At 39.4% G+C, this 25,933-nt stretch carries 25 protein-coding genes and 1 pseudogene; 12 read left to right on the plus strand and 14 right to left on the minus strand.

The window, feature by feature from the left end; genetic code table 11:
* Positions 1-749: 749 nt before the first annotated feature.
* Together SPD53_RS19840 and SPD53_RS11295 are read right to left on the minus strand one after the other, a co-directional pair.
* A complete protein-coding gene (locus tag SPD53_RS19840) occupies positions 750-1,229 on the minus strand; it encodes a CBO0543 family protein (RefSeq protein WP_442946199.1) in 480 nt (159 codons plus the stop codon).
* The gene (locus SPD53_RS11295) at positions 1,153-2,298 is read right to left on the minus strand and encodes a DUF2515 domain-containing protein (RefSeq protein ID WP_336252653.1); all 1,146 of its coding nucleotides are present in this window, start codon (positions 2,296-2,298) and stop codon (positions 1,153-1,155) included. The genes SPD53_RS19840 and SPD53_RS11295 overlap by 77 nt, the downstream gene beginning before the upstream one ends.
* A gap of 182 nt (positions 2,299-2,480) precedes the next feature.
* On the opposite strand from SPD53_RS11295, the gene shc reads away from it, so the two are divergent.
* From shc to SPD53_RS11315, 4 genes are all read left to right on the plus strand, one after another.
* Complete coding sequence (gene shc, locus SPD53_RS11300) at positions 2,481-4,352, plus strand: squalene--hopene cyclase (protein WP_336252654.1); 1,872 nt, start codon at positions 2,481-2,483, stop codon at positions 4,350-4,352.
* A 753-nt stretch (positions 4,353-5,105) separates the two neighbouring features.
* Entirely contained in the window at positions 5,106-5,414 is a 309-nt protein-coding gene (locus tag SPD53_RS11305; RefSeq protein WP_188858587.1) for a hypothetical protein, read from the plus strand.
* Between the two features lie 316 nt (positions 5,415-5,730).
* Positions 5,731-6,366 (plus strand): hypothetical protein, encoded by a 636-nt coding sequence (locus SPD53_RS11310; protein ID WP_336252627.1) that lies wholly within the window; start codon positions 5,731-5,733, stop codon positions 6,364-6,366.
* 128 nt (positions 6,367-6,494) lie between these two features.
* Entirely contained in the window at positions 6,495-6,983 is a 489-nt protein-coding gene (locus SPD53_RS11315) for a pyridoxamine 5'-phosphate oxidase family protein (protein ID WP_336252655.1), read from the plus strand.
* Between the two features lie 133 nt (positions 6,984-7,116).
* Here the strand turns inward: SPD53_RS11315 and SPD53_RS11320 are convergent, their stop codons facing one another.
* On the minus strand, positions 7,117-8,820 hold the full coding sequence (locus tag SPD53_RS11320; RefSeq protein WP_336252628.1) for a methyl-accepting chemotaxis protein: 1,704 nt from the start codon (positions 8,818-8,820) through the stop codon (positions 7,117-7,119).
* A gap of 225 nt (positions 8,821-9,045) precedes the next feature.
* Between SPD53_RS11320 and SPD53_RS11325 the strand changes: the two genes are divergently transcribed.
* Entirely contained in the window at positions 9,046-10,728 is a 1,683-nt protein-coding gene (locus SPD53_RS11325) for a DUF2207 domain-containing protein (RefSeq protein WP_336252629.1), read from the plus strand.
* A 52-nt stretch (positions 10,729-10,780) separates the two neighbouring features.
* Here the strand turns inward: SPD53_RS11325 and SPD53_RS11330 are convergent, their stop codons facing one another.
* The 6 genes from SPD53_RS11330 to SPD53_RS11355 all read right to left on the minus strand — a co-directional run bounded on the left by SPD53_RS11330 (position 10,781) and on the right by SPD53_RS11355 (position 15,716).
* Complete coding sequence (locus SPD53_RS11330; protein ID WP_336252630.1) at positions 10,781-11,434, minus strand: reverse transcriptase-like protein; 654 nt, start codon at positions 11,432-11,434, stop codon at positions 10,781-10,783.
* Between the two features lie 422 nt (positions 11,435-11,856).
* A complete protein-coding gene (locus SPD53_RS11335) occupies positions 11,857-12,009 on the minus strand; it encodes a small acid-soluble spore protein P (RefSeq protein ID WP_156856994.1) in 153 nt (50 codons plus the stop codon).
* A gap of 65 nt (positions 12,010-12,074) precedes the next feature.
* Positions 12,075-13,001 (minus strand): FAD:protein FMN transferase, encoded by a 927-nt coding sequence (locus SPD53_RS11340; RefSeq protein ID WP_156856995.1) that lies wholly within the window; start codon positions 12,999-13,001, stop codon positions 12,075-12,077.
* Positions 13,002-13,081: 80 nt separating this feature from the next.
* A complete protein-coding gene (locus tag SPD53_RS11345; RefSeq protein ID WP_336252631.1) occupies positions 13,082-14,269 on the minus strand; it encodes an NAD(P)H-dependent oxidoreductase in 1,188 nt (395 codons plus the stop codon).
* Between the two features lie 17 nt (positions 14,270-14,286).
* On the minus strand, positions 14,287-14,892 hold the full coding sequence (locus tag SPD53_RS11350) for an NADPH-dependent FMN reductase (RefSeq protein WP_336252632.1): 606 nt from the start codon (positions 14,890-14,892) through the stop codon (positions 14,287-14,289).
* A 668-nt stretch (positions 14,893-15,560) separates the two neighbouring features.
* Positions 15,561-15,716, minus strand: a complete 156-nt coding sequence (locus SPD53_RS11355; protein WP_336252633.1) for a hypothetical protein — start codon at positions 15,714-15,716, stop codon at positions 15,561-15,563.
* A 139-nt stretch (positions 15,717-15,855) separates the two neighbouring features.
* On the opposite strand from SPD53_RS11355, the gene SPD53_RS11360 reads away from it, so the two are divergent.
* Complete coding sequence (locus tag SPD53_RS11360; protein WP_188858573.1) at positions 15,856-16,062, plus strand: hypothetical protein; 207 nt, start codon at positions 15,856-15,858, stop codon at positions 16,060-16,062.
* 70 nt (positions 16,063-16,132) lie between these two features.
* On the opposite strand, the gene SPD53_RS11365 is transcribed toward SPD53_RS11360, so the two are convergent.
* Together SPD53_RS11365 and SPD53_RS11370 are read right to left on the minus strand one after the other, a co-directional pair.
* A complete protein-coding gene (locus SPD53_RS11365) occupies positions 16,133-16,486 on the minus strand; it encodes a hypothetical protein (protein ID WP_156856998.1) in 354 nt (117 codons plus the stop codon).
* Positions 16,487-16,545: 59 nt separating this feature from the next.
* Positions 16,546-17,391 (minus strand): patatin-like phospholipase family protein, encoded by an 846-nt coding sequence (locus SPD53_RS11370; RefSeq protein ID WP_336252634.1) that lies wholly within the window; start codon positions 17,389-17,391, stop codon positions 16,546-16,548.
* A 192-nt stretch (positions 17,392-17,583) separates the two neighbouring features.
* Here SPD53_RS11370 and SPD53_RS11375 point away from each other — a divergent pair, with 192 nt between their 5' ends.
* From SPD53_RS11375 to SPD53_RS11400, 6 genes are all read left to right on the plus strand, one after another.
* On the plus strand, positions 17,584-17,937 hold the full coding sequence (locus SPD53_RS11375; RefSeq protein WP_336252635.1) for a DUF488 domain-containing protein: 354 nt from the start codon (positions 17,584-17,586) through the stop codon (positions 17,935-17,937).
* A 156-nt stretch (positions 17,938-18,093) separates the two neighbouring features.
* Positions 18,094-19,614: an aldehyde dehydrogenase gene (gene adh / locus SPD53_RS11380; protein WP_336252636.1), complete on the plus strand. Its 1,521-nt coding sequence runs from the start codon at positions 18,094-18,096 to the stop codon at positions 19,612-19,614.
* Between the two features lie 79 nt (positions 19,615-19,693).
* A complete protein-coding gene (locus SPD53_RS11385) occupies positions 19,694-20,050 on the plus strand; it encodes a DUF779 domain-containing protein (protein ID WP_156857002.1) in 357 nt (118 codons plus the stop codon).
* A 191-nt stretch (positions 20,051-20,241) separates the two neighbouring features.
* Positions 20,242-21,336, plus strand: coding sequence for a sporulation integral membrane protein YtvI (gene ytvI, locus SPD53_RS11390; RefSeq protein ID WP_336252637.1), 1,095 nt, complete (start codon positions 20,242-20,244; stop codon positions 21,334-21,336).
* A gap of 137 nt (positions 21,337-21,473) precedes the next feature.
* Positions 21,474-22,217, plus strand: coding sequence for a 3-oxoacyl-ACP reductase FabG (gene fabG, locus SPD53_RS11395; RefSeq protein ID WP_336252638.1), 744 nt, complete (start codon positions 21,474-21,476; stop codon positions 22,215-22,217).
* Between the two features lie 170 nt (positions 22,218-22,387).
* Positions 22,388-23,056: a hypothetical protein gene (locus SPD53_RS11400; RefSeq protein ID WP_336252639.1), complete on the plus strand. Its 669-nt coding sequence runs from the start codon at positions 22,388-22,390 to the stop codon at positions 23,054-23,056.
* A gap of 243 nt (positions 23,057-23,299) precedes the next feature.
* Here the strand turns inward: SPD53_RS11400 and SPD53_RS11405 are convergent.
* The 3 genes and pseudogenes from SPD53_RS11405 to abc-f all read right to left on the minus strand — a co-directional run.
* A pseudogene (locus tag SPD53_RS11405) lies at positions 23,300-23,410 on the minus strand (SAM-dependent methyltransferase); the annotation flags it as partial.
* A 6-nt stretch (positions 23,411-23,416) separates the two neighbouring features.
* Positions 23,417-23,893, minus strand: a complete 477-nt coding sequence (locus tag SPD53_RS11410) for an ASCH domain-containing protein (protein ID WP_442946200.1) — start codon at positions 23,891-23,893, stop codon at positions 23,417-23,419.
* A 97-nt stretch (positions 23,894-23,990) separates the two neighbouring features.
* Positions 23,991-25,862: a ribosomal protection-like ABC-F family protein gene (gene abc-f, locus SPD53_RS11415; RefSeq protein ID WP_336252641.1), complete on the minus strand. Its 1,872-nt coding sequence runs from the start codon at positions 25,860-25,862 to the stop codon at positions 23,991-23,993.
* Positions 25,863-25,933: the final 71 nt, after the last annotated feature.

The raw sequence follows: 25,933 nt of genomic DNA on the forward strand, positions 1-25,933 counted from the left end.
GTTCTCGCCACTTCTTCAAGCGGCAACTTTTACATTGTATCAAACGAAAACTATCAAGTCAATAACTTTTTCATTATTTCCTTGACATTGCCACTCTGTTAAAAGCGACAAGAAATAATATACCACACTATCAAACTTTTAGTCAACCATTTTTTTAATTTAGATTTATTCTAGTTTTTGTGGCGGATGATTAATATAACATGTACAAACCACGAAAGCAACATTAATTTTTACTACCGATTATTTACATCTTATTATTACTATCACAATTAATATGGAGCAAGTATAACCTCACCGGCTTAAAGTCGTCCACACTATTTCCGGCCGTGACAATGTCAGCTTCCTTATTGCCCAGCACGCGGTAACTTTACGTATCCCGCCATGCTGGGCAAGGTTTTCTTTATACCTTCAGTCGATTTCTTTATTAAATCCTTCAACTGTATCAATATTTTCTCATTGAGGAATTCCAAACTGAATTCTTTCCTTTTTTACTTAATCTCATTGAAAGCAACCAAACAATAGTATTTGAAAAGAAAACCTGAACGAACTGAACAGTAAATAAATATTATGATGTCTCCTCAATAGTTAACAGAAACGATTGAGACAGCATTATTTCAGATCCAGCCCCTCCTTTACCTCCTCTATTGCTCTCCACGTCACTTCCCTTTCTCCTCATATAAAATTGCCAACTTCAATTAAAATAGCCTAATTTTCACTTGCAAATAAAGCCATATATTCATCTCTTCACCTTACATTTTAGAATACCCCTCCCTCTCCCCTTTCTCCAGCCAGCAATAAAATCTCCAAATAACAATAAGGAAGAGAAAGTAACCAATCAGGGAAAATTCATGTTTCCAGTCAGGAGAATGAATAAATAAGCCAAACTGTTCTGCCGTTTGCTCTGCTATGTAGGCAAACAAGCTGCAAATAAATAGGAAAAAATATCGAAGTAATGGATGAATCCTCTTTAGAATGAAAATAATGATAAAGGTACATAAAGGCAGGATACAAATCGTAAATAAAATATTAATGGTAAATATCTCTGAAAACAGACGCTTCGGAAAGAAATAGAGACCTGCCCCCACCAACAAAAGATCTAAATACGTTCCAATTAAAGAGACGAGAATAGCAGTGGATAAATAAGACTTCAATCTAAGATTTCTTTGGTAAAATGGCTTCTTTTGCGAGGATGGAGAATTCGATTTTCTCCAGTGTTTTACAATACTCATGATAAATATCTCCACTTTCTTTAGACATGTCCTTCTTTAAATAATCAATGACGTTCCAATCCGAGTACCAGTCTCCCTTTTCCGCTTCTTTCTGTTCTATATCCTCCCACGCATATTTCAAAATAGGGCTATATAGTTTGGGGGCGTTTTTCCGAATCTGGCAGTCTTTTATTCTTTTCTGATACGAACTCCCGGGAACAGATCCATCTACATCATTAAATAAATGTGGCCAAAAGTCTTTTCTCGAACCCGTGTGGGGTTGAACATTTGCCCACTGATAAATCGATACGTAATGTTTCGGATCAAAAAGTAATTGATACAAGCGTTTTCCCAATAATATCCGTTCATGTAAAGAGGCAAATTTATGAATCGTTTGACCGATAATTTTAGTCTCCTTGCTATCAATGAAGGGAAATATAATTTGATTTAAATCAAGGAATTCTTGCAGCTTGAATTGAAGTGTTTCCAGTACGGTGGATTGATAATACGGATTCTGAATGACTCTTTTCTCCAGGTAGCTTTGTTCATTAATAATAAGTGCTATCGTCAGCAGGTAACGATCTCTTTTTCGATAAAAGTAATTCCAGATCACGCTCATGAAAAAAGAGACATGAAACCATGGTAAAAGGTGAAATAGATTCGTGTTTCTTTTTATACTTTCTTCATAAAGTATCAATTGCGGGTAAATGTCTTGAAAAATTAACCAATTACCCCGCTCTAAAAAGATAAAAAACTCCTTCTGCTCCTCGGAGGATAAAATCCTAGTTAAGAGACTTCCTTTCAAATCGGTCATATTCCATCCACCATTCCTCGAAACCATATGCCCGAGGAAAGCCCAATGAATTTCAGGAAACCTTTGATAATAAGCGAGGTAAGCATTCGTTCTTGTCACGTTATTTACATTTCTTTTTTTCGTTTCATGACGAATGTATTCGATTAAATGATGTTCCCCTTCACTTAATTGATTTTCCTGGATCTTCGGCCGCCGCTTCTTCATTAATTCCTTTTTTATCGCGATTAGTTCGGCAGGAATCGTTTGGCTCGCTATTTTCTTTTTTAAACACGGAATGATGGAGCATCACCTCTTTACTAATCATGTTATGGAAATGGATTGGAATAAATGATGATTAGTTAATAAGAAGTGAATTGTTCCTTAGGTTTTTGGTATGTTTATCATGGCGCTCGAATAAAATGATATTGTTGTTTGGAGGTGAAACGGTGAAAAGTAAAGTAACGGACAGGAGCAATCGCATGATCACCGCATTAAGAAAAGATCAATCCTCTGATGGATCCTGGGATTATCCCTTTGAGACAGGTGTCTCTACGGATGCCTATATGATTATTTTACTGCGCACCCTAGAAATGAATGATGAAGAACTCATTCAAGCTTTAGTCGAGCGGATACTCAGCAGGCAGGAGAAAAACGGGGCCTGGAAACTCTTTTATGATGAGATCGACGGCAATCTGACTGCTACCGTTGAAGCCTATTATGCACTATTGTATTCCGGTTACCGTGATCAGACAGATAAGGAACTAATTGCTGCAAGAAGAAGGATTCTCGAATGGGGCGGAATTGAAAAAAGTCATATGATGGCCAAATTCATGCTCTCCTTAACCGGCCAATATAAATGGCCTGCGTTTTTTCCGATTCCAATCGAATTTATTCTTTTACCATTATCCTTCCCGATTAACTTCTATGATTTTTCCGTTTATGGAAGAACAAACCTTGCTCCAATGTTAATCCTAGCCGATCAAAAATTCTCGTTGAAAACACAACGGAGCCCCGACCTTTCCCATTTATTTCTTTCAAGAGAAAGTAAAGAAAACAACGAGTTCTTCCTTTATCGCTCAGAAGATTGGCGTTCCTTCTCTTCATTTATTCACCAAGGAATCAAAAATATCATTGGACTCCCCGCTTCCATTCATTCAATCGCCCTGCAACAAGCGAAAAAATATATACTGGACAGAATTGAGGCTGACGGAACTTTATATAATTTCTTTAGTTCCACCTTTCTGATGATATTTTCCCTATTAGCTCTTGGATATCCTAGAGATTATCCCGTAATCACAAAAGCAGTAGAAGGATTAAAAGGGATGGCTTGCAAAATTGATGGCCATACACATATGCAATATACAACAGCAAACGTCTGGAATACATCTTTAATCAGTTATGCCCTGCAACGTGCTGGTGTCCCGTGGGATGATTCCATGATTCAGCAAGCAAACAACTATTTACTTTCACGCCAGCATGGCCGTTACGGTGACTGGGTAATCCATAATCCTTTCAGTAACCCGGGTGGATGGGGGTTTGCTGATCAGAATACGATGCATCCAGATATAGACGATACAACTGCCTCCTTACGGTCTATTAGCCGCTTGGCACGTAACGACCCCGTGTATCGACAAGCTTGGGATAGGGGGAACAAGTGGATTTTTTCCATGCAGAATCATGATGGTGGCTGGGCTGCATTTGAAAAAAATGTGGATAAAAAAATCGTTAGCTATATTCCCATCGAAGGGGCTAAATACTTATTTGCGGACCCTTCTACCGCCGACTTAACCGGAAGAACGATGGAGTATTTAGGTAATTTCACAAACTTGCCGATCGAGCACCCCGCAATAAAAAATGGAGTGAACTGGCTGAAACGTGATCAAGAAAAAGATGGATCCTGGTATGGCAGATGGGGAATCTGTTATATTTACGGAACATGGGCTGCCATTACCGGTTTGATCTCGACTGGTGTCCGTTCCGAACATTCTTCCATTCAAAAGGCGCTGAAATGGCTCAAAAATATTCAAAATGAAGATGGGGGATGGGGAGAATCTTGTTATAGCGATATCCACCAAACTTATATCCCGCTTACAGTCAGCACATTAACCGATACGGCCTGGGCATTGGATGCGCTCATTGCCGCATCAGACAACGTGACACCCGAAATTCAGGCAGGGGTAATATTTTTACTGGATCATTCTGACAAAAAAGATTGGACAGCGGCCTATCCAAAAGGACAAGGAATGGCAGGAGGATTTTACATTCATTACCATAGCTATCGATATATTTTTCCTTTGTTAGCGTTGAGTAATTATCGGAATAAGTTTTTATCACGCATTAACGGTCTGTAAATTCCTTATTTTGTTCAACTAACATTCTGCGGGGAAGGAAACCCCCGCTGAATGAAATTTCACTTTATGATACAGTAATCTACTCTGCTAGCGAAAATATAAATCATTTCCATAAAATTAGACACACTATATGTAAAGGAGGTTTTTATCATGGACAAAAGCAAAGAAATCCAGAAGCAAGAACGTCAGCAGCAGAGAGAAAAATCTACTGCTATTAAAGGTGATAAAAAACTTAATGGTCCAAACCGCCCTTCCATTTAACCTTTCTCACTCCTAAAGGATTTGTTTTTAAAACAAATCCTTTTTACATACATATTTATCGAAATGAATATCGTCGTGGATTCTGCTTAAGAGGAAAGCTCTCCCTTTTCGCTAGTTGCAGCAATAACACCTTATGACCGGGACATGCGTATGGAGAAATACGGTAAAGATTAAATAAAAATCAATAAAATACGAATTAGAGTACCTTGTGCTTACGAATTACAAAATTAATCCAACTGGAAACAGCATTATTTCTTATTTCTCCCCCTCCAAATATTTGTTATCCTTCCCCTTTTTTACAAGAAGATGAATGAATTATTAACTAATGTTGCTGATTTTTTTAGAAAAGCATGGTATACCAGTGTTTGTTGTCTACCAGCATTATCTATTTTTGACATAATAGTGATAACTGTTTGTTAACTGTATTCCACAGTTTTGTTACATTTTTCCGTTATTCTATAAGGGAGATAAAAATTATGAGGAGGTCCAATTATGAAAATCAAAAAAGTTCTTGCAGGTGTACTTTCAATTGGAATCGCGGCAACATTAGCTGCTTGTTCAGGAGAAACGGAAGATCAAGATGAAATCATGGAGAATCCACCTGAAACGGAGACGACCCCAGATACGGGAGAAACAGACCCGGGACTGGATACGGAAACGGATGAAGAGGAACCTGCTTCCGGTTCAGAACCTGGATCAGACCTAGACGATGCTGAGGATTCAAACACTGAGCCAGATGAGGATTCGGAAACCGAGGATCCTGGATTTGGTGCTGATGAGGAATCCGATTCAGTGGAATAATAATGATTCGGTTTTTTGAAGAAAAATATTCCCCTACATTGTATGATAGAAGACTGTCTGCGAAATACAGATAGTCTTCTAGTTTTCTATTGACTTCTTCAATCAATCGAGCCTCGACATATCCGATTGATTAAGAAAGAGTGTAATGGGAAATATACCCCTATAAACATAATTTATTAAAGGGATCTAGGCTTGATAACGCCAACATAGAGCTGAAGGATAATACTATAAAATAAGGGACTTAAAAAACTCCTACAAGTACTTGACTCAATCCCTGAAGAACTTTAGATGGACATATAGAACATTACTAATTAAAATGGAAAGGATGCATTTTAATTTATTTTTTTATGGAGCTGATATAATGAGTACTTTTGAATTAGCAGTACAGGCACAACGTGAAAGAAAATTTGACTTGGCGATTGATTATTATCAACAGATTATTAATGAAAAAGGAATATCTGTTAATTTATTGCAATCAATAGCACAAGCCTTTTATTTAAAAAAACAACATGACTTAGCGGTTAATTTTAATCTAGCTGCGGTGCATCTTTCCTTACATACTTTCCTGGAAAACTACAAACAAGGTGACCCAGCAGCTGTAAATGCCTTACAATCTTTACCAGAAACAATCGTTAATCAGTTCCCACATCCAATCGGAGCTTTACTCATACATGAAAAGAATATTATCAGACATGTTTCCCATGCTTTGTTGGACCAAGAAGTGATTTTGGAAAAAGCACCAAATTTGCGCCCTTATGCTGAAATCTATTACGCACAAATTATAGATGACTATACAGTAAATGGCGTTTTGCAACAGTATAGTTTAACGGAGAAAGCTGTATTGGAATTTGAAGTAGAACACTATTTGGGTCACGGCTACCAACTATTACTGAACCAAATTAAATGGGATCAATTAGACAATACAGATGTAATGAACTTGTACATAAACTAGAGGAGAAATGAAGGACAAAGATTGTTTGCGGTAATGCGGACAGTCTTTTTATATTGATGTTAGCCATTGCATATCTCAATGGTCTAAGGGAAATATATAACGATAGAAGCAGAAATGAGGTGAGAGAAATTTCTAAAATGATGAAACAAGAAGAAATCGAGACATTAAGAGAACTAATCAAAGGCGTAGATACGGCGATGTTGACGACATTAACCGAAGAAGGACTTATTTCACGCCCTATGAAAACGCAAGAAGTAGAGTTTGATGGGGACTTATGGTTCTTCACTAAAAAAGAAACGGATAAATATAAGGAAATTTTACATGATCAAGAAGTGAATGTTGCTTATGCAGGCAAATCTTATGTCTCGGTGCGAGGGAGAGCTGAGATTGTTGAGGATTTAGACAAGAAAAAGGAATTGTGGAGTAAAGCATACGAGAAAGTTTTGCAAACCTCTTATGATAACCCTGACATTGTCTTGATAAAGGTAAAAGCTGAAGCAGCTGAATATTGGGAAACCGGGAACTTCACGAAAAGAATCGCTTTTCTCTATAAACGCATGACAGGGAAAAATGCTGAATCGACACATGTGAACGAAACGATTGAATTGGATAAATAACATAAAAATGGGTTGTCTACTAAAGGGACAACCTATTTTTAGTGTTATCTTGCTTAAAATGTAGTGTAGATTATGTTATTCGTTACGCAGAACAAAAGTGGGACATTTACTCTGACCCCGTGTCCCGATCACGTTAAACTTGGAATTGATTTACTAATTCATTTAGGTTCTCTGCTAATCGGGCTAGTTCTGTTGCACTCTTGGCTACTTCTTCCATGGAGCTGCTTGTTTGTTCCGCTGATGCAGATGTTTGCTCAATTCCTGCGGCAGATTCTTCAGAGACAGCTGCAATTTCTTGTATAGAGGAATTCATTTTCTGGCTGCTCGCTGCAAATTCCGAAACGTTATCTGAGATCTTCTGCATATTGCCAACCATATCCGTTACAGATTCACGAATACTTGTAAATTTCTCTCCCGTATTTTGAATTTGAATGGTTCCTTCCTTCACTTCTTCATAACCTTGATTTAATTCAGTTGTCACTTCACTGAATTCAGTTTGTATATTATGGACAATCCCTGATATATCTGTTACTGAACTACCTACCTGTGCAGCAAGTTTGCCGACTTCATCAGCGACTACTGCAAATCCACGTCCATTTTCACCAGCTCTTGCCGCCTCAATTGCAGCGTTTAACGCTAATAAATTCGTCTGAGCGGCAATATCTTGTATAACTGTGACCAACTTAGAAATTTCTTGCGTTTGTTCATCTAATCCTTCCACTTTTTTCACTGTCGCTTGTACCATTGCATCAATACTTTCCATCTGATTCGTTGATGAATCCATTAGCACGGATCCTTCATTCGTCATTTCTAACACTTGATTCGATTCTTTTTGCACATGTGCTGCGTTACGATTTACTTCTTCAATCTGCTCTGTAAAATTAGACATCATATTGGACAAATCACCGGATTGATAGGCTTGTGTTTCCGCTCCTGACGCCAATTCTTCCATTGTACTAGTGATTTGCTCCGTACCTGAACGCACCTCATAAGCAGATTGCGTGAGTTCTTCACTATGTGCTGAAACCGTATGGGAGACGTCCGTAATTTTCACCATAATATCCCGCATATTATCATTCATATCATTTGCCGCCGACACCAATTGTCCAATTTCGTCTCGCATATCCACGGTCAACCGCTCATTATTCAAATGACCAGAAGCTATTAATTTCATTCGTTTCATTACGGTTTGAATTGGATTGGTAATCATCTGCGCGGTAAACATTGCGATTGTAATCCCTAGAACAATCACCGCCAAAGAAATAACAATACCAAAAGTCATAAGTGTATTTACATTTTGTTGGATCTCTTCACCAATCACTTGAATTCTTTGTTCTGCAGCCTCTGCCAGATTTCCAAATCCATCGATTAATTCTCCCCCAAGCGGTTCAAGTGATGTTTCTAAAATAACTCCTGCCTCATCTACATTTCCTTTTTCATAAGCCTCAATTATCTCGTCTGTTAGGTAACCCCACTCTATTTTTCTTTCAAGTAATGATTCTAATTCCGCTGAACTACTTAGCTCTGCTGCCCGATTTTCTAATGCAATACTCTCTTCTAGTCCCGCTTCGAACGCTTCTTTATACGCTTCATTACCGAACAAAATATAACCCTGAATCAACCTTGTTCGGTTCAGCATGTTTTTTGCCAAGCCTTCATCAGCAATCATTAATTCTATTTCCCTATCCAACACGATATCCAAATCGTTATTTACGGAGTTAATCGAGTAAATAGTGAATCCACTTAAAAGGACAACTAATAACATAATAATAGAAAAACCAAATAACACCTTTGTTTTAAGTTTTTTAAAGTTAAGTAACCCTGAAATCTTTTTCATTCAAGCACTCCTATCTTCATTTTGGATTGTAGCAGAAATAAATAGTCCTCCTTATTTCATATCGTCCAATATGCCGGAGATATTAAGCTTTTATTAATAAATGTACTCTATTCGTATTACGTTATTATGAAGGCAAAAAACTGGGACAGATGCTCTGACCCCACGTCCCAGTGAATCTTTTTCGGTTGTTCTTTCGTATTACTTTTAAGAAAGTGAGGGGTTTACATGAAAAGGTTAGTTACTCTTTTTCTGGCAATATTAGTTGGGGTTTCACTGTTCCCGCTCCATGCACTAGCGGTCGACTTTACAATTAATGAAACAGATATTGATGCTTACCTGTTGGAGGATGGAAATGTCAAAGTGACAGAATTCCATACGTATGAATTTGATGGGAAGTTCAATGGAATCACCCGTAGCCTTATTCCGAAAAAAGGTACTTCCATTACGGATTTTGCAGCTAGTGAAAATGGGACTAGCTTAGAAGTTGAACGAGACGATGACACGTACAAGGTATTTAGAAGCGGGAAAAATGAGACGGTTACGATTGAACTTTCTTATTTGATCGAGGATGGTGTCGAAGTTTTTGAAGATATGGCACAATTTTACTGGCCATTTTTTGATACAAGCAATGAGAGCGATTATGAAAATTTCACCGTTACGATTCATCCACCTAAGATGACGACAGATGTTATAGCATATGGATTGGATGAAGCTTATAAAACGGAAAACATCGATAGTGATGGGACAGTTGTCTTCAAGATGGGCCTTGTGGATAGCGGGAAGAATGGGGATATACGTGTAGCATACGATAACGCTTTATTTTCTGCCGCACCGATGCACGATGGAACCATGCGGGATGAAATGATGCGTGAAGAACAAAAACTAGCCGATAAGGAAGCAGCTTTTCTCGCTCGTCAAGAAACACTTAGAAATCTTGCACCTTATGTAACAACAGTATTTGGCTTATATTTACTCCTCCTCTTAGTTTATGGCGGAAGAAAGGAAGAAATGGCGAAGCGTGAAGCCGAGCACCAATATCATAAGGTTTCCTTAGTTCCAAAGGAAATGATGAGTATGCCCGCAACGATTCTTTATTTCCGTAATCAGGTAGCAGAGCATGGGGATATGCTGACAGCGGCAATGATGGATTTAGTAAGGAAAGGGAATATTGAGCAGAGGGAAAATGATACTTTTTATCTTGTTCATGAGAATACGGACCTTGAGCATGAAACATTGATTATGGATCTCTTGTTTAAAAAGATTGGGGAAAATCGCATATTTTCCTTTGACCAGCTGGAAAAATATACGAAGAAGACGACAAATCAGGAGACGTTTTATAAGGCTCTAGTAGAGTATAAGCAATTATTAAAGGAAGAAATAAAGTCACATCGACTGCTCAATAAGCATATAAAACCCCGCTGGATTACGGGGCTAATCAGTCTTTTATTACTTTCACTCATCATATTATTCGGTGTCCATGAATTATATATGTGGCTTGTTTTTAATCTCATTGTTCTAGGCGGCCTTCTCTTGTTTGTCCTTGTGTTCCAAACGCGAACTGTCAAGGGGCAACTTATTAGCTTGCAATGGCAACAATTTAAAGAAGACTTTAATGATCTACAATCAAGTAGCTGGTACACGTTACCTAAAGATGATAAAGAACGCGCGCTCATTTTCTCCGCTGGACTGAAGGATAAGAAACTTCAGGAGAAAAATAAATACTTTATTGAAAGTAATGCCGTCGGACAACCTGATTCAACTGCCAACTTATTAGCGTTACTGACACTTTCATCTACCGCGAATACAAGTTTTAGTTCGGCGACAAGGACTGTAGCCCAGTCAGTAAATTCTTCATCAAGTTCAGGTACTGGAGTTGGCGGTGGCGGCGGAGGATCGGGCGCTTTTTAAAAGGCAAATTGATGGACGTAAAGAAAAAGGGATGCATGATCCCTTTTTTTATTTACTGCTCCGAGTGACTCGTAATTTCAACTCCTTGTAAAGCTTGTGTCGCCAATTGATCTGCCTCGCGGTTCTTTTTACGTGAAACACTTTCATAGATTGGCGCAATTCCGAGTTTCTCCGTTTTTGCTTCAATCCGGTCCAACCACTTTGATAATTCGGCTTCATAACACGGCCACTCATCATTAAGTTGATTAATAACGACAAGGGAGTCTCCCACGAACGTAATTGGTAAATGATGGACGCCTAACAGTTCTAATTCCTTCAGTCCAAGATGAAGTGCTGCATATTCGGCTTCATTATTGCTGATTAAACCTTCTACTAAAGCATTTCTTCTAATTCGATATGATTTTTCATCCTGTTTATAGTAAATTGCGCAACCTAATCCGGCTTTCTGTGTATTCTGGTCAAATCCGCCATCAAAATAAACGACGATATCATGGGGTTCTGTTTTAACCTTTTCCATAAATTTCGTTAACTGTTTTAACGTCCAACTTACATCGTACGTATCAATAATTGTTAATTGTTTCATTCTCCCCGTTTTCTCGAGATCGCGAGCGATGACAAGGGCAGGTTCTGCCTCCATGTAATCAGAACTAAACTCCGCTTCAGCCCCATTTTTCGTCCGGTAAGTTATTTCTATTCTAACTTGCAAGATGAACCCCTCCCCTTGTCTATTTCTTTGATGATAAAAGCATTTAAACGGCTGAATTGAGTAAGAGCTTTCTGGTTAGAAGCACTTTAATCAACCGAAGTAAGGTAAATTATTTACGCTCAAGCGATGAGAAGTACCCTATTCAACTAAAATAAAGTAAAAAATTTACGCCCGAACGATTAGAAGTGCTCTATTCAAACGGAGTAAGGAAATAATTTTCTGCTCAAGCGATGAGAAGCGCTCTATTCTAACAAAGCAAGGTGAATAATTTCTGCTCGAGTGTTTAGAAGTACTCTAATCAATTTGAAGTAAACTAAATAATCTCTATTCAGAAGTAGGAAGCACTCTAATCAACCAAAGCACACTAAATAATTTCCACTCAAGTGATAAGATACATTCTCTTTCGAACTGATCATCATCTATTATAATCCATGATGCGGATTATAATTTTGTCTGGAATGATTCGCTTTTTTTGTCTTTTTCGAGCCGGATAAAGGTTCCCCATAAGGCTGAACTGGACTTTGCGGCAGATCTGGATTTTTATTTTGTTTCGGTCCTTTTGGTCTTGATGTCATGATTGTGTCCTCCTTCCTTATAGGGATAGCTTTTGACGGAAGGGATACATTTATTCTTGGAACATCTAAATAACCAAATATGGCTGGAGCGATTCGGAATAATGAAGCTCTCCGTTTTTTGTAATGACTATTCCCGTGACATCTTCTACTGCTTCTAAAGCAGCAATTGTTGCCTCAGCCGACTTCCCGAATAAACGGCTTGTCCAAATTTCACCATCGACTGAACGTTTGGATACAACAGTCAAGCCAGCAATTTCAGTTTCAATCGGATAACCTGTGTGCCGATCTAAAATATGGTGGTAAGTCTTATTATTCAAGGTTAATTTTCTTTCGTAGATGCCAGAAGTAACGACGGATTGATTGAATGCTTTAACAATCGCGATATGATTTCCACGCGCCTCGAATGGATGCTGAATTCCAATGCGAAAGAATCCATCTGGCTGATTTGGTGATTTTCCATAGGTGAGGACATTCCCGCCCAGATTAATGATGGCCGCTGTCACTTCCAGCGTTTCAATATCATTTATCAATAGATCCGCTATAAAGCCTTTTGCTAGCGCACCCAAATCAATGAACATTCCGGGTTCTTTTAAAAACACGGTATGTTCCGCATCATTAAGAATAATATTCATCGGATCCGTTTTAGGAAGTAAAGCTTGAATCTCTTTATCTGCTGGAACTTCTGTACCGCCAAAACCAATGCGCCATGCTTCAACAAGCGGACCAATTGCAATATTTAAAGAACTGTCTGCAGGCGTGCTATGTAGTTTTCCAATTTTAATTAGTTCGTATAACTGAGGGTGGACATTCACTGGCATGATTCCAGCGTTTTTATTAATCTGCATTAATTCTGAGTCCGGGTCATGGGCACTGAAACGTTTATTAAATTCCTCGAGGCGAATAATCAATTCATCTAAGACAAAATCCGCGTATTTATGCTGAACCGATAATTGAATAATCGTACCCATCATATGTATTTCACGAGTTTTCATTCGGCAAACCTCATCCTTCCACGTGAAAATTCGAAAAAAGAGGCCATAGAGACCTCTTTCCCCTGTGTTTCCCTTAATTATTAATCTTGAGCGGTTGCTCCCGATACCGTATCTACTTTTTCTGTAGCTCCGGAGACTGCATCAACATCGCCACCGGTTAATTGTTGTCCGGTTTGCTGCAAGTACCAGTCAATAATCGGTTTGATATCTTGGACATATTCATTAATTCCAAGATAATTTCCCTCTTCATCCCGAACGGCCTGATAGCTGTGCACAACGAACTTATCTGGTCCATGGGTTGGAACATGCGCTCGGACGACATCTTCTTTTCCTTTACGTAGTTGCTGAATGACCCACGCAACTCCGCTATAGGTTCTTTCCGGGTGACACTTAGCTAGTGGATTACCAACCTGTGCCGGTGTACGGGATGCTAACATGTCTTCCGCTTCATACATGCGGTTATAATACAGGAATTGGTTATTGCTATCTGCGTACGTTAATTCAGCCGGCATAGATTTTAGAAAGTAATTCAACTGATTAACGGTTAAAATTCCTCGGTCCAATTTCACGTACGTATCACCTTCAACTGCTCCCACCGCTTCAGCAGCCTGCTCGACCCAATCTTCCGCTTCCATATCGACGCCTTCAATTGTTGTATCGATTTTCCCTGTAGCATATAAATCCTCTGTACTCGATACATCTTTCATTCCCTCGGGTGAGTCGATAATCGTTACTACATTAATGAAACGAATAAATTTCTTAATACAACTCTCAAGGAATTGAACGGTGCTAGCATCTTTCAAATTCTCATCTTCATCAAAAGCTTGATGCACCTCGCCAAGCAGGAATTCGTTACCTGGCATGACGACAGCATTCACACCCGGGGCGTCAAGGATTTGGCGCAGATGAAGCTGGGAGCGGGAAGACCCTTGAACGTCATAGGAAGCTCCTACAATCATGACTGGTTTTCCATCAAGGGGATGTATTTTAAAGGATAACCATTCAAGAACACTTTGTAATGCAGAAGGTATCGAATGATTATACTCTGGTGTCGCAATAATAACTCCGTCCGCCTCAACTATCTTTTTGTTTAAATATTGAATCGGTTCACTGTTCGTTTGATCATCCGATTGATTAAACATCGGAACTTCATCAATATCGAGCACTTCAACATCAACTAAGTTTTTAAAATTTTTAGCGATAAAATTTAATAATAAACGGTTATATGAAAATTCAGCATTTGATCCGACGATTCCAACGATTTTCATCTATATACCTCCCTGGATTAATTCTTCTCCCAAGAAAAACTTTTGGATTTGTTTTTATTAGGATTCGCTTTAACTAATTGCTTTGTAATATCTACAAATTGGATAAATTCATTAAAGATTTCTTCTAGTTCCTGTACTTTGTTTGGATCGGCAAGCTTGCCATCCTCATCAAAAGCTTGTAAAGATAGGCCAACCAGAAACTCAGAACTTGGCATAATACGTGCTTTCAATTCCGGTGCATCAAGAATTTGTCTCAAGTGTGACTGGGCACGGGAAGAACCCAGGCGACCGTATGATGCTCCAGTAATCATGACCGGTTTATCAATAAGTGGTTGAGTCGTATAAGATAACCATTCCAATGCGCTTTTTAAAATAGCTGGGACAGAGTGATTATACTCTGGTGTGCTGATGATAACCCCATCCGCTTCCTTAATTTTATCCGAAAGATCCTGCACTTCAGGTGGTGCTGTGGTGTCTCTAGGTTTATTAAATGCAGGCAAATTTTTAATTTCATAAAGTTCAATGTTCGCTTTTTCAGCAAAATGTTTTTGCATAAATTCTAGTAATTGACGATTCGTGGATTGGTCTGAGTTCGTTCCAACTATTCCGATTAGATTCATCATGTTATTGCTCCCTTCTCATATTTTATACACTACAACAGTTCGAATAAGATATTTTTTTCAGAAAATTAATGATAGCAGGATACTTTATCTCTTAAGATAATTACCCTACGCTTACCTATCGTAAACATAGCAATTACCGAAGACCCCACTCCCATTCGAACAATAAAGGGTAAGAGTAAATTCCCTTAACCATCACTTAATTGAAATCCCTCTCACACTTTAACTTGTGAATATTTTCACTAACTATCACAATTTAAATATAACGTATTCCCCATCAAAATGCAAGAAAAAGTGCGGGACATGGGGTCAGTGCATTTGTCCCCATTTTTGCTGGGACACGGGGGTCAGAGCAATTGTCCCACAATAGAAAATCATCTTTATAATATATTCTTTGCAAACAACAATTTGGATAAAACATACGTGGAAGATAAATCTTATATCCCTTCCCTATAAAAATAAAGTGAAACTCATTCAGTGGGGTATCCTTACCTTCCCCACTGAAAGTTAGTTGAACAGAATCAGGGATTTACGAACTGTTTATCTACCCTTCACATATTGGGCTTCCCTCATGTTTAGAAGAGGGGGGATTACAGACCGTTAATACGTGATAAATTAAGGGTGCCTTTTTGGCAAAAGCAGTCACCGGCACCCATTCCCAAGCACTAAAATTAATCATCCCGTTTTCTTTTATTTCTCTTCTGATCAAGATTTAGGAACTCTGTATCCTCAGCTATCTCCACATCGCGCTTCGGCCTCGTATCATATTTCCTCACGTTCCTCTGTTTTCCTTTATCCTTATTTCTATTCTTATTTTCCTCTGACATGGTATAAACCTCCTTTACACTAATTCAATCTTAGTGTGTCCTTCTTTTTACTAGTTATTTCAGATAGAAATTATCGTATTCCGTTCTCTTTTGGTATAATGCGGACATAGAGATTTGAATGAAAAAGGAGTTATCCATGATGAAGATAGAAATTAATGGCTTTCTGTTGAATGAAGAGCATATTAAAATGCTTCTAAGTGAATTAAAAGACGAAAAGGTTAAAACAGTGGACGAGTTGGAAAGATATTTAAAAGATCATTGGTATACAAAAGATAATGCAAGAAAATGCCATCTGCTCGTTGCTAAACATCCTAACAAAAGAAGCTTTGCGATTCCGTTCGAATAAGAATTCATTCCAAAAAATAAAGTAGTTTAGCATCTTTTTCAATAAAAAATGCTAAACTACTTATTTTCTCCTAAACGAATTGATTCTGTTCTATCGTATAAACTCCGCGGGAGGTGCTGATCGTAAAGCGAGCCCCATCAAATTCGTACGTTGCTTCCTCTTCAAGAGGGATTTCAAATGTTTCAGCTGGCAAGGATTCATAATTGTTCATCGTTGTTTCGATGAGACCACTTCCGTTTAATTGCAAGGCGTAATGGGATATATAATCATCAATATTCTGTCCCTTCGTGAAAGAAACTCCTCTTAAAACAAGAAGTATTTCATCTATATCATCCATTTCCTGCTTCACAATCTTTATCTGTTGATCATTCCATTTCTGTAATAATTCATTAAATTCTTCAATGCTTAAGCGCCGTTGCTTCATTGTATCACTCCTTTTTATTACGTTTTCCCTCTCTTCGGAAAAACATACAAAGAGTGTTTTCAATTGCTAAGAAAGCGCTGCAGTGCCTCAAATTGCTCTTTAGCATCGTTCCAACCTAACTCATAAAGCTCCTCCACTCGTTCCTTCTTCCGTTCCGCCCTCCCTACCGGCAATTCCGCACTTGGTCGCATCACAAACGCATTTCCTAGCTGTTCCTGTTTAGCGACATATTCAAGTGTCTCATTATAATGCTTATACCGTTCCCTTAATAAATCATTTATTTTCGGATGCTGCTTATACTTAATAATAGAGTACATTTTTCTTGGCCGTTTGAAATAACCCTCTGGCTTTGTAAGGATAATTACATTCTTTTCAAAGCCATCTTGCTCTGATTTTTTTATCGGAATGGGATCACTAATCCCGCCGTCTAATAAATGCCGGCTTTTATATTCCACACTCGACGCTACAAATGGCAAAGAACTTGAGGCACGGAGTAATTTCACGAGATCTGTCCCCTGGTCCGTTTTATTAAAATAGACCGGCTCCCCTGTGTCACAATCGGTGGTTACAATGACGAATTCCTCTGTATTCTGCTTAAACGCATCCATATCAAATGGAACTAATTTATTTGGAATTTCATCAAAAATAAAATCCATCCCAAAAAGTTCCCGTTTCTTGATAAAATTTCTAAAGGAAAGGTAACGTTTATCCTCAATAAAACCGAGATTCACTTTTTTGTTTCGACCTTTTTGCCTTGAAAGATAAGATGCGGCCATACAAGCTCCCGCCGAAACACCGATGACATAGGGTGGGTATAAATCCCGCTCCATAAAATATTCAAGCACTCCTGCCGTATATAATCCGCGCATACCGCCACCTTCAAGGATTAATCCTGCATTAACCATCGTCTCTTCCCTCAACTTTATTGTGAATTTTGTAGGCTTTTTCCATTTATATTATGCTCCGGATACTACAATTAAATAATATCATTTTAACAGACCTGCCTAGAGTTTGGGAATTTTTTCAATTTAAAACAGGTAAGAAGATTTCTTTCTTGCATACCTGGGTACATTAGATATTGGAAGGGAAGGATTTTCTTGAAGATTAAACTGAAACGAATTTATGATGAATCCGCAAAAGCAGACGGGGTACGCATTCTCGTTGACCGTCTCTGGCCAAGAGGGGTATCGAAGGAAAAAGCGAAACTCGATCACTGGCTAAAAGAAATTGGTCCGACAGATGAATTACGAAAATCATTTCATCATGATGAAATGAGCTTTAAACAATTTAAAGAAAAGTACTTAAAAGAATTAAAATCCGGCGAACAAAAAGAAGCGCTTGATGAATTAAAGAAAATAGCAGCTGATGCCAACCAAGTCACTCTCCTCTTCGCAGCAAAAAATGAAAAAGAAAACCAAGCAGTCATATTAAAAGAAAAATTAGATGGTTAAAAGCGGGACATGGGGTCAGAGTATCTGTCCCACTGGGACAAATGCTCTGACCCCATGTCCCGTCCCAGTCATTTTCCCTCTCCTACTTGCATATGTTTTATTAGGACAAACCTATAGTCAACATGGCAAAAATTATTAAAGGAGAGGGATTTTAATATGAGGTATAAAAAACCAAATACAGAAGGTGCAGTGATTACATTTAAGGACCGTTACGATAACTTCATTGGAGGAGAATATCGTCCACCAGTCAAGGGATTATATTTTGAAAATGTCAGTCCGGTAACTGGTAAAGCATTCTGTGAAATCGCCCGTTCAACAAAAGAAGATATCCAGTTAGCAGTCGATGCAGCCAATGAAGCGAAGGAAGCCTGGGGAAAAACTTCGGTTACGGAGCGGGCAAACATTTTAAATGAAATTGCAAATCGCATAGAGAACAATATGGAAATGCTCGCCGTTGCGGAAACTTGGGATAACGGAAAAGCAATTCGCGAGCCCCTCGCAGCTGACTTGCCTTTAGCCATCGATCACTTCCGCTATTTTGCCGGTGTCATCCGTGCACAAGAAGGTGGCATCAGCCAAATCGATCATGACACGGTTGCTTATCACTTCCATGAGCCGCTCGGTGTCGTCGGACAGATTATTCCGTGGAACTTCCCACTGTTAATGGCGACGTGGAAGCTTGCACCAGCGCTTGCTACTGGTAACTGTGTCGTTTTAAAGCCTGCTGAACAAACACCAGCATCGATTCATGTGCTCTTGGAGTTGATTCATGACTTGCTTCCTCCTGGTGTATTGAATGTCGTGAATGGATTCGGAGTCGAAGCTGGAAAGCCACTTGCAACAAATCCGGGGATTGATAAAGTTGCTTTTACCGGCGAAACAACAACCGGCCGCTTGATTATGCAATATGCATCTGAAAATATTATCCCGGTAACATTGGAGCTTGGAGGAAAGTCACCAAATATCTTTTTTGAAGACGTTTTGGACAAAGATGATGGTTTTCTCGATAAAGCGGTGGAAGGCTTGACAATGTTCGCCTTAAATCAAGGTGAAGTGTGTACCTGTCCTTCTCGTGCCTTGATTCATGAGTCCATATACGATGAATTTATGGCACGGGCACTCGCACGAGTTAAAGAAATTAAAATCGGTCATCCGCTCGATACGACCACAATGATGGGTGCACAAGCCTCAACCGAACAACTAGAGAAAATTATTTCCTACCTTGATATCGGAAAACAAGAAGGCGCGGAAGTGTTAATCGGAGGGAATGTAAATAAACTGGACGGAGAGCTTTCGAACGGTTACTATGTGGAACCGACTATCTTTAAAGGACATAACAAAATGCGGATTTTCCAGGAAGAAATTTTCGGTCCGGTCCTGTCTGTCACAACCTTCAAGGATAAGGAAGAAGCGCTGGAGATCGCGAATGATACACTCTACGGTCTAGGTGCTGGTGTCTGGACGCGGAATATTAATACTGCTTACCGCTTTGGTCGGGAGATTCAAGCAGGAAGAGTTTGGACGAATACGTATCATCAATATCCTGCCCATGCTGCATTTGGCGGATATAAAAAGTCCGGAATCGGCCGGGAGAATCACCAGACGATGCTCGCCCATTACCAGCAAACGAAAAACTTATTAATCAGTTATAGTGAAGGCCCTACCGGTTTATTCTAACTTTCATCTGCAAGGAAGCTAATCGCCTGTATTGATTAGCTTCCTTTTTACATAGATTAAAATAAGGAGGGATTTTTTGATGGTACAACGTGTTGTTGCGACGGAAAGTACACTTCAATTACTAGAAAAATTGAAAACAATCCATGGCCCGCTCATGTTTCATCAATCCGGAGGTTGCTGTGACGGAAGTTCCCCAATGTGCTATCCACGTGATGAATTCAGAACCGGTGAATCGGATATGTTACTAGGAGAAATTGGCGATACGCCTTTTTACATGTCCAAAGATCAATATGAATACTGGAAACATACCCAGCTTATCATTGATGTGGTAGATGGAAGAGGTGGGATGTTTTCCGTGGAAGGTCCAGAAGGGAAGCGATTTTTGACAAGATCACGGATTTTCACAACAGAAGAACGAGAAAAATTAGAATTGTGATCGCGGGATGGGACGTGGGGTCAGAGCATTTGTCCCACTGGGACAAATGCTCTGACCCCAATGTCCCTAAATTTCCTAGCAATTGAATGGGTGTTTCCCCTTCTAACCTGTTATAATAGTTGTATCTTTTACCGAACTTTTATCTTAATCTATTATTCTATCTTTATACTTGAAAGGTGAGCTGCTTATAAATGAGCACGTCAAATGTAATTATCAAACGAATTATCATCGGAGTACTTATTGTTGTTGGGGGCCTCCTTACATATTTTTATTTCTCACAAATTTTCCCCATCCTACTTGCACTACTGCTCGCACTAGTTTTTGAACCATTCGTTCGGCTAATGATGCGCAAATTCAAATGGAAGAAAAGAATCTTACCTGTTTTGATTACCTTTCTATCCTTTCTAATCATTAGCGGCCTAATCATTTATATAACAGTCGTTGTCATTTTTGACATTCTTTATGGATGGGCTTTTCAAATCCCGCGCTATGCAATCGAAGTGCAGCATTTTATAGAAAACAATATTGAAAAGTTCTATGATTTTCTCCAAGAAGTTCCAATGGCAGATGTGATTATTGAAGAACTAGAAGCATTATCTTCTGATTTCATGCAGACAGCATTAAGTATTACGACCTCCATTATTACTGGAATTGGATCGTTTGTACAAAATATTGTAGCGGCGATTCCAAACTTAATTTTTGTCTCCTTATTCTTCTTGATTGCTCTATTTTTATTCAGTCTGGAATTACCAAGAGTGAAGAAGATTTTCTGGAGCTGGTTCCGTTCCGACCTTGCCGCTAAGTTGCAGTTCATTTCCAAACGTATGGGTGAGGTCTTCCTCGGGTATTGGAAAGCACAACTCATCTTAAGTATCGGAGTCTTTATTTTTTGCTTCGTTAGCCTTAAGTTTATTGCTCCAGGGCCTGCCTTGGTCATGTCTTTCATTATCTGGATTGTTGATATCATTCCATTATACGTCGGGCCAGCACTTGTACTCGTCCCCTGGGCACTACTCGCCTTTATTCTCGGGAAAACATTTATGGGGATTCAATTGATTATCCTTACCGTCATTCTACTCGTGTTACGCCGAGCAATCGAACCGAAAGTGTTAGGAGATTCTATTGGCCTCGCTGCCCTTCCAACCGTACTCTCCATGTACTTCGGGTATGTACTGGGCGGTGTACTCGGACTCATCTTCGGACCATTTGTTTACATTGCATTCATCACAGCCAAAGAAGCAGGATTATTTGAACTAACCTCAAAACCAGAACAAACAGAAAACTAACCGAGGAGCTGGGACATTGGGGTCAGAGCACTTGTCCCAGTTGATTGGGACAAATGCTCTGACCCCAATGTCCCGATTTTTTGTTTCTATGTTAAAATGATAGAAAATATAAAATAATTCGGAAAGGGGTTTTTGAGATGGGGAGATTAGATGGGAAGGTTGCAATTATTACTGGGGCTGCGAATGGCATTGGGCTTGCAGCAGTTCGCGTTTTTGCGAAAGAAGCTGCAAAGGTAGTGATCGCAGACTTTGATGAGAATACAGGAAAAGAACAAGAAAAAATACTGCAAGAAGAAGGAGTGGACTGCCGCTTCATCCAAGTTGATGTTGCTGACTGGAATAGTTGCGAGCAGCTTGCGGAAGAGACTATTCAAGAGTATGGCCGGATTGATATTTTGGTCAATAATGCAGGTATTACAAGAGATGCAATGCTTACCAAAATGAGTGTCGAAGAATTCCAGCAAGTCATCAATGTGAACTTAACTGGAGTATTCCAGTGTACAAAGGCAGTTATCCCGTACATGATTGAACAGGGTAGTGGAAAAATAATAAGTACATCCTCTGTTTCCGGTGTGTATGGTAATGTTGGACAAACAAATTATGCCGCCGCAAAAGCCGGCATTATCGGCATGACCAAAAGCTGGGCGAAAGAACTGGCAAGAAAAGGAATTAATGTAAATGCAGTCGTACCTGGATTTACAGAAACAAGCATGGTTACATCAGTACCTGAGAAGGTTATTGAACAAATGAAAGCGCAAATCCCACAACAGCGGCTTGGTAAACCAAAAGACATCGCTAATGCCTATCTCTTCCTAGCATCCAACGAATCCGACTACATAAACGGCCACGCCCTCCACGTCGACGGCGGCATCATGCTTTAGTGGGACATTGGGGTCAGAGCAACTGTCCCGAGCGACCGCTCGTTTGGGACAGTTGCTCTGACCCCGTGTCCCGCTGACCCCGTGTCCCGCTGACGCCTTAAAAATAGGAGGATAGGCCCTTTGATATTTGTTTGATAGTGTAGTTAAATCATAGGAAAGGGGTGAGGGGTTTGGTTGAAGCTTTAATTAATTATGGGATTTTCTTTGTCGTTATTATTGTTTTAGCAATTATTATTTCATTGGTGAGGAAATCCAGTATACTTTCTTCCCTATTTAAGTTTCTTGGGAAAGTTTTGCTCATCAGTCTGCACCTTTTCATGCTTGCTGTATTTACTGCAGCAGTTAGTTTGCTCGTCGGAATCATCATTTTCATTCATCCTTATTTATTTGACACGCCGCAATTCTTTGCAAACGGTGAAGGTGTTCATTTACTTACATCGCAGGACTTTGCTTTATTGGAATTTTCTTTAACATACGGGATAATGTACATCATTTTACATTTTATTGCCTTACGATTTCTTGTAAAAACTAGATTAACAGCCTTTTTCATCCGTATTGCAAGAACAATTCGGCAGATTGTACCATACCGGCGAAGTCATAAACGCTTAGAAAACAAAATTATCGGAACGGCTTGTCAATTAATGGCAACAAGTCTCTTGCTCATTCTATATCCAATCGCACTTAAATTACTATTCCCCCACCTCGAAATGACGTGGGCTGGTAATCTAACTATTTTCGTTTGCCTGTTCATTTACTCCACTGTACCAACACCAGGAGAGGCAAATACACAAGAACGAAAGCCCGCTTATCGTGTGAGAACGATGAGAAATAAATTTTAAAAAACTTTAAACGGGTCAAATTGAATTGGATTTGGCCCGTTTAATAGTTATTTAGATAAAATTTTCATTTGATCAATCTTAACCGCGCGTGTAGCTATAAAGTGAAACTCATTCAGTAGGGGAGTATCCTTACTTCCTCCACTGAATGTTAGTTGAACAGAATCAGGGATTTACGGACTGTTTATCCCAGCCCTTCACATATTGAGCTTCCCTCATGTTTAGAGGTGGGGGGATTACAGACCGTTAATACGTGATAAAAGTTTTAATATACTTATCTAGCATCCGCTTCCCACCGAAATCATCTTCGTAAAAACCAGTAATTGCAAAGCCCGCATCAATTTGACCTTGAATTTCTCTCCTTTAACAAATTTCTCCATTCTTATATACCAACTTAAACTTCTCACAAACAACGAGCATATCTTCTGTAAAATCTCTATTTATCTCTCGAAGTTCTTTTTTGAAAAAATCTTCATGTACTTTCTGCCAATAAGCCAAGGACCGATCCCCCTCCCCTTCCAGATATGCATGTTCTTCTGTAACTTCATCATAAGGAGTAATCTGGACTGAAGTTGTTTCGATGATCGCAACCGCCTCTCCCTTACCGTTTAGAATAATATTATGCAGCCCAACGTACGGTAAAGTTTCATTCTCCAATTCATAAAATAAATAAAGGGAACTAGTTGCAGTTTTAACTCCAGCCAACACAAGATTAGCAAGTTCATCTGCCATCTCCATGGAATTCCCGAAAGCCCATGCCTCATACTTATTAGCTACATCTCCAAACCTATCCCGATACTCCTGCCACATCTTAATCACTGATTTATTCTCCATTTTCATATTCCTCCCTTAAAAGTGGGACACTGGGGTCAGAGTAAATGTCCCGAACGACCGCTCGTTTGGGACATTTACTCTGACCCCATGTCCCACCTACCGATCAGTCTAATTTTTCAATAAGTGCTTGCCATTTCTCTTCTAGTTCTTCTTTTTCTTTATATAGTTGCTGTAATAAGTCCAGGTCTTGAGTTTCTGATAGTTTCTTTTCCAGTTCGATAATTCTTTCCTCCAAGACTTTTAGTTCTTTCTCTACCTTGTTTTCGTTATGTTTTCTTTCACTAGGCTCTTTCTCATAAAGGATGTGTTCTTGTTTTCTATCAAGCTCCTTTTTTCCCACTTGCCACGCTTTAGTCTCCTCCATTTTCTCTTTCGCCCAGGAATAACTCCCATTAAAAGCATAAAGAGTTCCATCTTTCATCCAATATATTTTCTCAAACAAGCGATTAAGAAAATACCGGTCATGGGATACTGCCAAGATCGTTCCGTTAAAATCTTCCAACGCTTCCTCTAACACTTCCCGGGAATCAATATCCAAGTGGTTTGTCGGTTCATCTAAAATTAAAAGATTCACATCCTGATACATCAGTTCCGCAAGTCTTAGACGCATCCGCTCCCCACCACTCAAACCGGAAACCTTTTGAAAGACGGCATAACCATAAAACATGAACTTCGCTAAAATGTTTCTTGCTTCTCCTTCCGTTACCCTCACCTTATTACGGAAAGCTTCAATCACTGTTTCATGCTTAGCTTCCTGAAATACATGCTGGGACAGATAGCCAATTTTGACGTTACTCCCTATTTGTATTTCTCCTCCATCTGCAGCTATTTCACCTAAAATTAGCTTCAAAAGCGTTGACTTTCCACTCCCATTCTCCCCAATTATTGCAGCTCGCTCTTGGTAGACAAGATGCATCGAGATGTCCGCAAATAATTGTTTTCCTGAAAAACTTTTCTTGACATCGCGTAGCTGGATTACATCCTTTCCACTCCTTTCACCAGCTTCCATTTCAAGTCCCATCTTCTTCCGCCCCAAAACCGGCCTATTCAATTTATCCATTCTTTCCAAGGCCCTCTCCATATTACGGGCTCTACGGTGAAGGTCTGCATTTGGAGGATTCGCTCGGTTTGCCCATTCCCGCAGCCGTTTAATCGCCTCCTTCATTTTCTTTATTTTCTTCTGTTGCTCCTCATAATCCTGAAAAGCTTGCAATAGTCGCTTTTCTTTTTCCTTTACATATCCGGTAAAATTCGTGTGATACGTCGTCAGTTCCCCGTCCTCCAGATCCATCACTTTATCTACTACTTCATCGAGAAAATAACGATCATGGGAGATCACAAGAACTGTCCCCTCGTAATCTTGCAAAAAGCCTTCCAACCACTCAACAGTCATCAGATCAAGATGATTCGTCGGTTCATCTAACAGTAACAAGTCCGGTTGTTTCAACAGCAGTTGACCTAACCCTACCTTTGTCTTCTCTCCTCCGCTAAGCTCACGAAATGGTTGCTGAATGAAAGATTCCATATTTAGACCATGGATAATTTTCTCGATCTCCGCCTCGATTTCATAACCGCCTTTTACAGTAAATATTTCTTGTAACGTACCATATTCGGATACTAATTTTTCTAACCTTTTTGCATCCGCCTCATTAGCCATATCACGTTCAAGCTTTTCCATCTTCTGTGCGATCTTAGTCAATTCAGAAAAGGCTTGCTTCAACACATCTCTACCAGTACCTTCCACCCCTTCCGGAATCTGCTGCAAAATCCCTCTGGAAGCACCTTTTTTCCAGTGAATTTTTCCTGCGTCAGCTAACTCCTCACCAGCTAACAACCGAAGTAGAGTCGTCTTTCCATTTCCATTTCTTCCTACTAAAGCGAGTCGTTCTTTTTCTTTTATTTCAAATGTAATATCTTCAAAAACCATATTCCCACCATACATTTTTGCGACATGATTCACACTACAAATAATCATTTTCCTTCCTCCTTTGTGGGACACGGGGTTGGGACACGGGGTCAGAGCAATTGTCCCGAACGACCGCTCGT

It is taken from the genome of Oceanobacillus sp. MO10714A, from assembly GCF_037072045.1.
GTDB lineage: Bacteria > Bacillota > Bacilli > Bacillales > Amphibacillaceae > Oceanobacillus > Oceanobacillus indicireducens.

Excerpts from the sequence above, each read along its gene's own strand:
- SPD53_RS11320 (WP_336252628.1), bottom strand. The coding sequence starts at position 8,820 with ATGAAAAAGATTTCAGGGTTACTTAACTTTAAAAAACTTAAAACAAAG.
- SPD53_RS11365 (WP_156856998.1), bottom strand. The coding sequence starts at position 16,486 with ATGAAGCAACGGCGCTTAAGCATTGAAGAATTTAATGAATTATTACAG.
- SPD53_RS11360 (WP_188858573.1), top strand. The coding sequence starts at position 15,856 with ATGAAGATAGAAATTAATGGCTTTCTGTTGAATGAAGAGCATATTAAA.
- SPD53_RS11325 (WP_336252629.1), top strand. The coding sequence starts at position 9,046 with ATGAAAAGGTTAGTTACTCTTTTTCTGGCAATATTAGTTGGGGTTTCA.
- SPD53_RS11335 (WP_156856994.1), bottom strand. The coding sequence starts at position 12,009 with ATGACATCAAGACCAAAAGGACCGAAACAAAATAAAAATCCAGATCTG.
- SPD53_RS11350 (WP_336252632.1), bottom strand. The coding sequence starts at position 14,892 with ATGATGAATCTAATCGGAATAGTTGGAACGAACTCAGACCAATCCACG.
- SPD53_RS11355 (WP_336252633.1), bottom strand. The coding sequence starts at position 15,716 with ATGTCAGAGGAAAATAAGAATAGAAATAAGGATAAAGGAAAACAGAGG.
- SPD53_RS19840 (WP_442946199.1), bottom strand. The coding sequence starts at position 1,229 with ATGAGTATTGTAAAACACTGGAGAAAATCGAATTCTCCATCCTCGCAA.
- SPD53_RS11340 (WP_156856995.1), bottom strand. The coding sequence starts at position 13,001 with ATGAAAACTCGTGAAATACATATGATGGGTACGATTATTCAATTATCG.
- ytvI (WP_336252637.1), top strand. The coding sequence starts at position 20,242 with ATGAGCACGTCAAATGTAATTATCAAACGAATTATCATCGGAGTACTT.
- SPD53_RS11345 (WP_336252631.1), bottom strand. The coding sequence starts at position 14,269 with ATGAAAATCGTTGGAATCGTCGGATCAAATGCTGAATTTTCATATAAC.
- fabG (WP_336252638.1), top strand. The coding sequence starts at position 21,474 with ATGGGGAGATTAGATGGGAAGGTTGCAATTATTACTGGGGCTGCGAAT.
- abc-f (WP_336252641.1), bottom strand. The coding sequence starts at position 25,862 with ATGATTATTTGTAGTGTGAATCATGTCGCAAAAATGTATGGTGGGAAT.
- SPD53_RS11310 (WP_336252627.1), top strand. The coding sequence starts at position 5,731 with ATGGAAAGGATGCATTTTAATTTATTTTTTTATGGAGCTGATATAATG.
- SPD53_RS11410 (WP_442946200.1), bottom strand. The coding sequence starts at position 23,893 with ATGAAAATGGAGAATAAATCAGTGATTAAGATGTGGCAGGAGTATCGG.
- SPD53_RS11305 (WP_188858587.1), top strand. The coding sequence starts at position 5,106 with ATGAAAATCAAAAAAGTTCTTGCAGGTGTACTTTCAATTGGAATCGCG.
- adh (WP_336252636.1), top strand. The coding sequence starts at position 18,094 with ATGAGGTATAAAAAACCAAATACAGAAGGTGCAGTGATTACATTTAAG.
- shc (WP_336252654.1), top strand. The coding sequence starts at position 2,481 with ATGATCACCGCATTAAGAAAAGATCAATCCTCTGATGGATCCTGGGAT.
- SPD53_RS11370 (WP_336252634.1), bottom strand. The coding sequence starts at position 17,391 with ATGGTTAATGCAGGATTAATCCTTGAAGGTGGCGGTATGCGCGGATTA.
- SPD53_RS11385 (WP_156857002.1), top strand. The coding sequence starts at position 19,694 with ATGGTACAACGTGTTGTTGCGACGGAAAGTACACTTCAATTACTAGAA.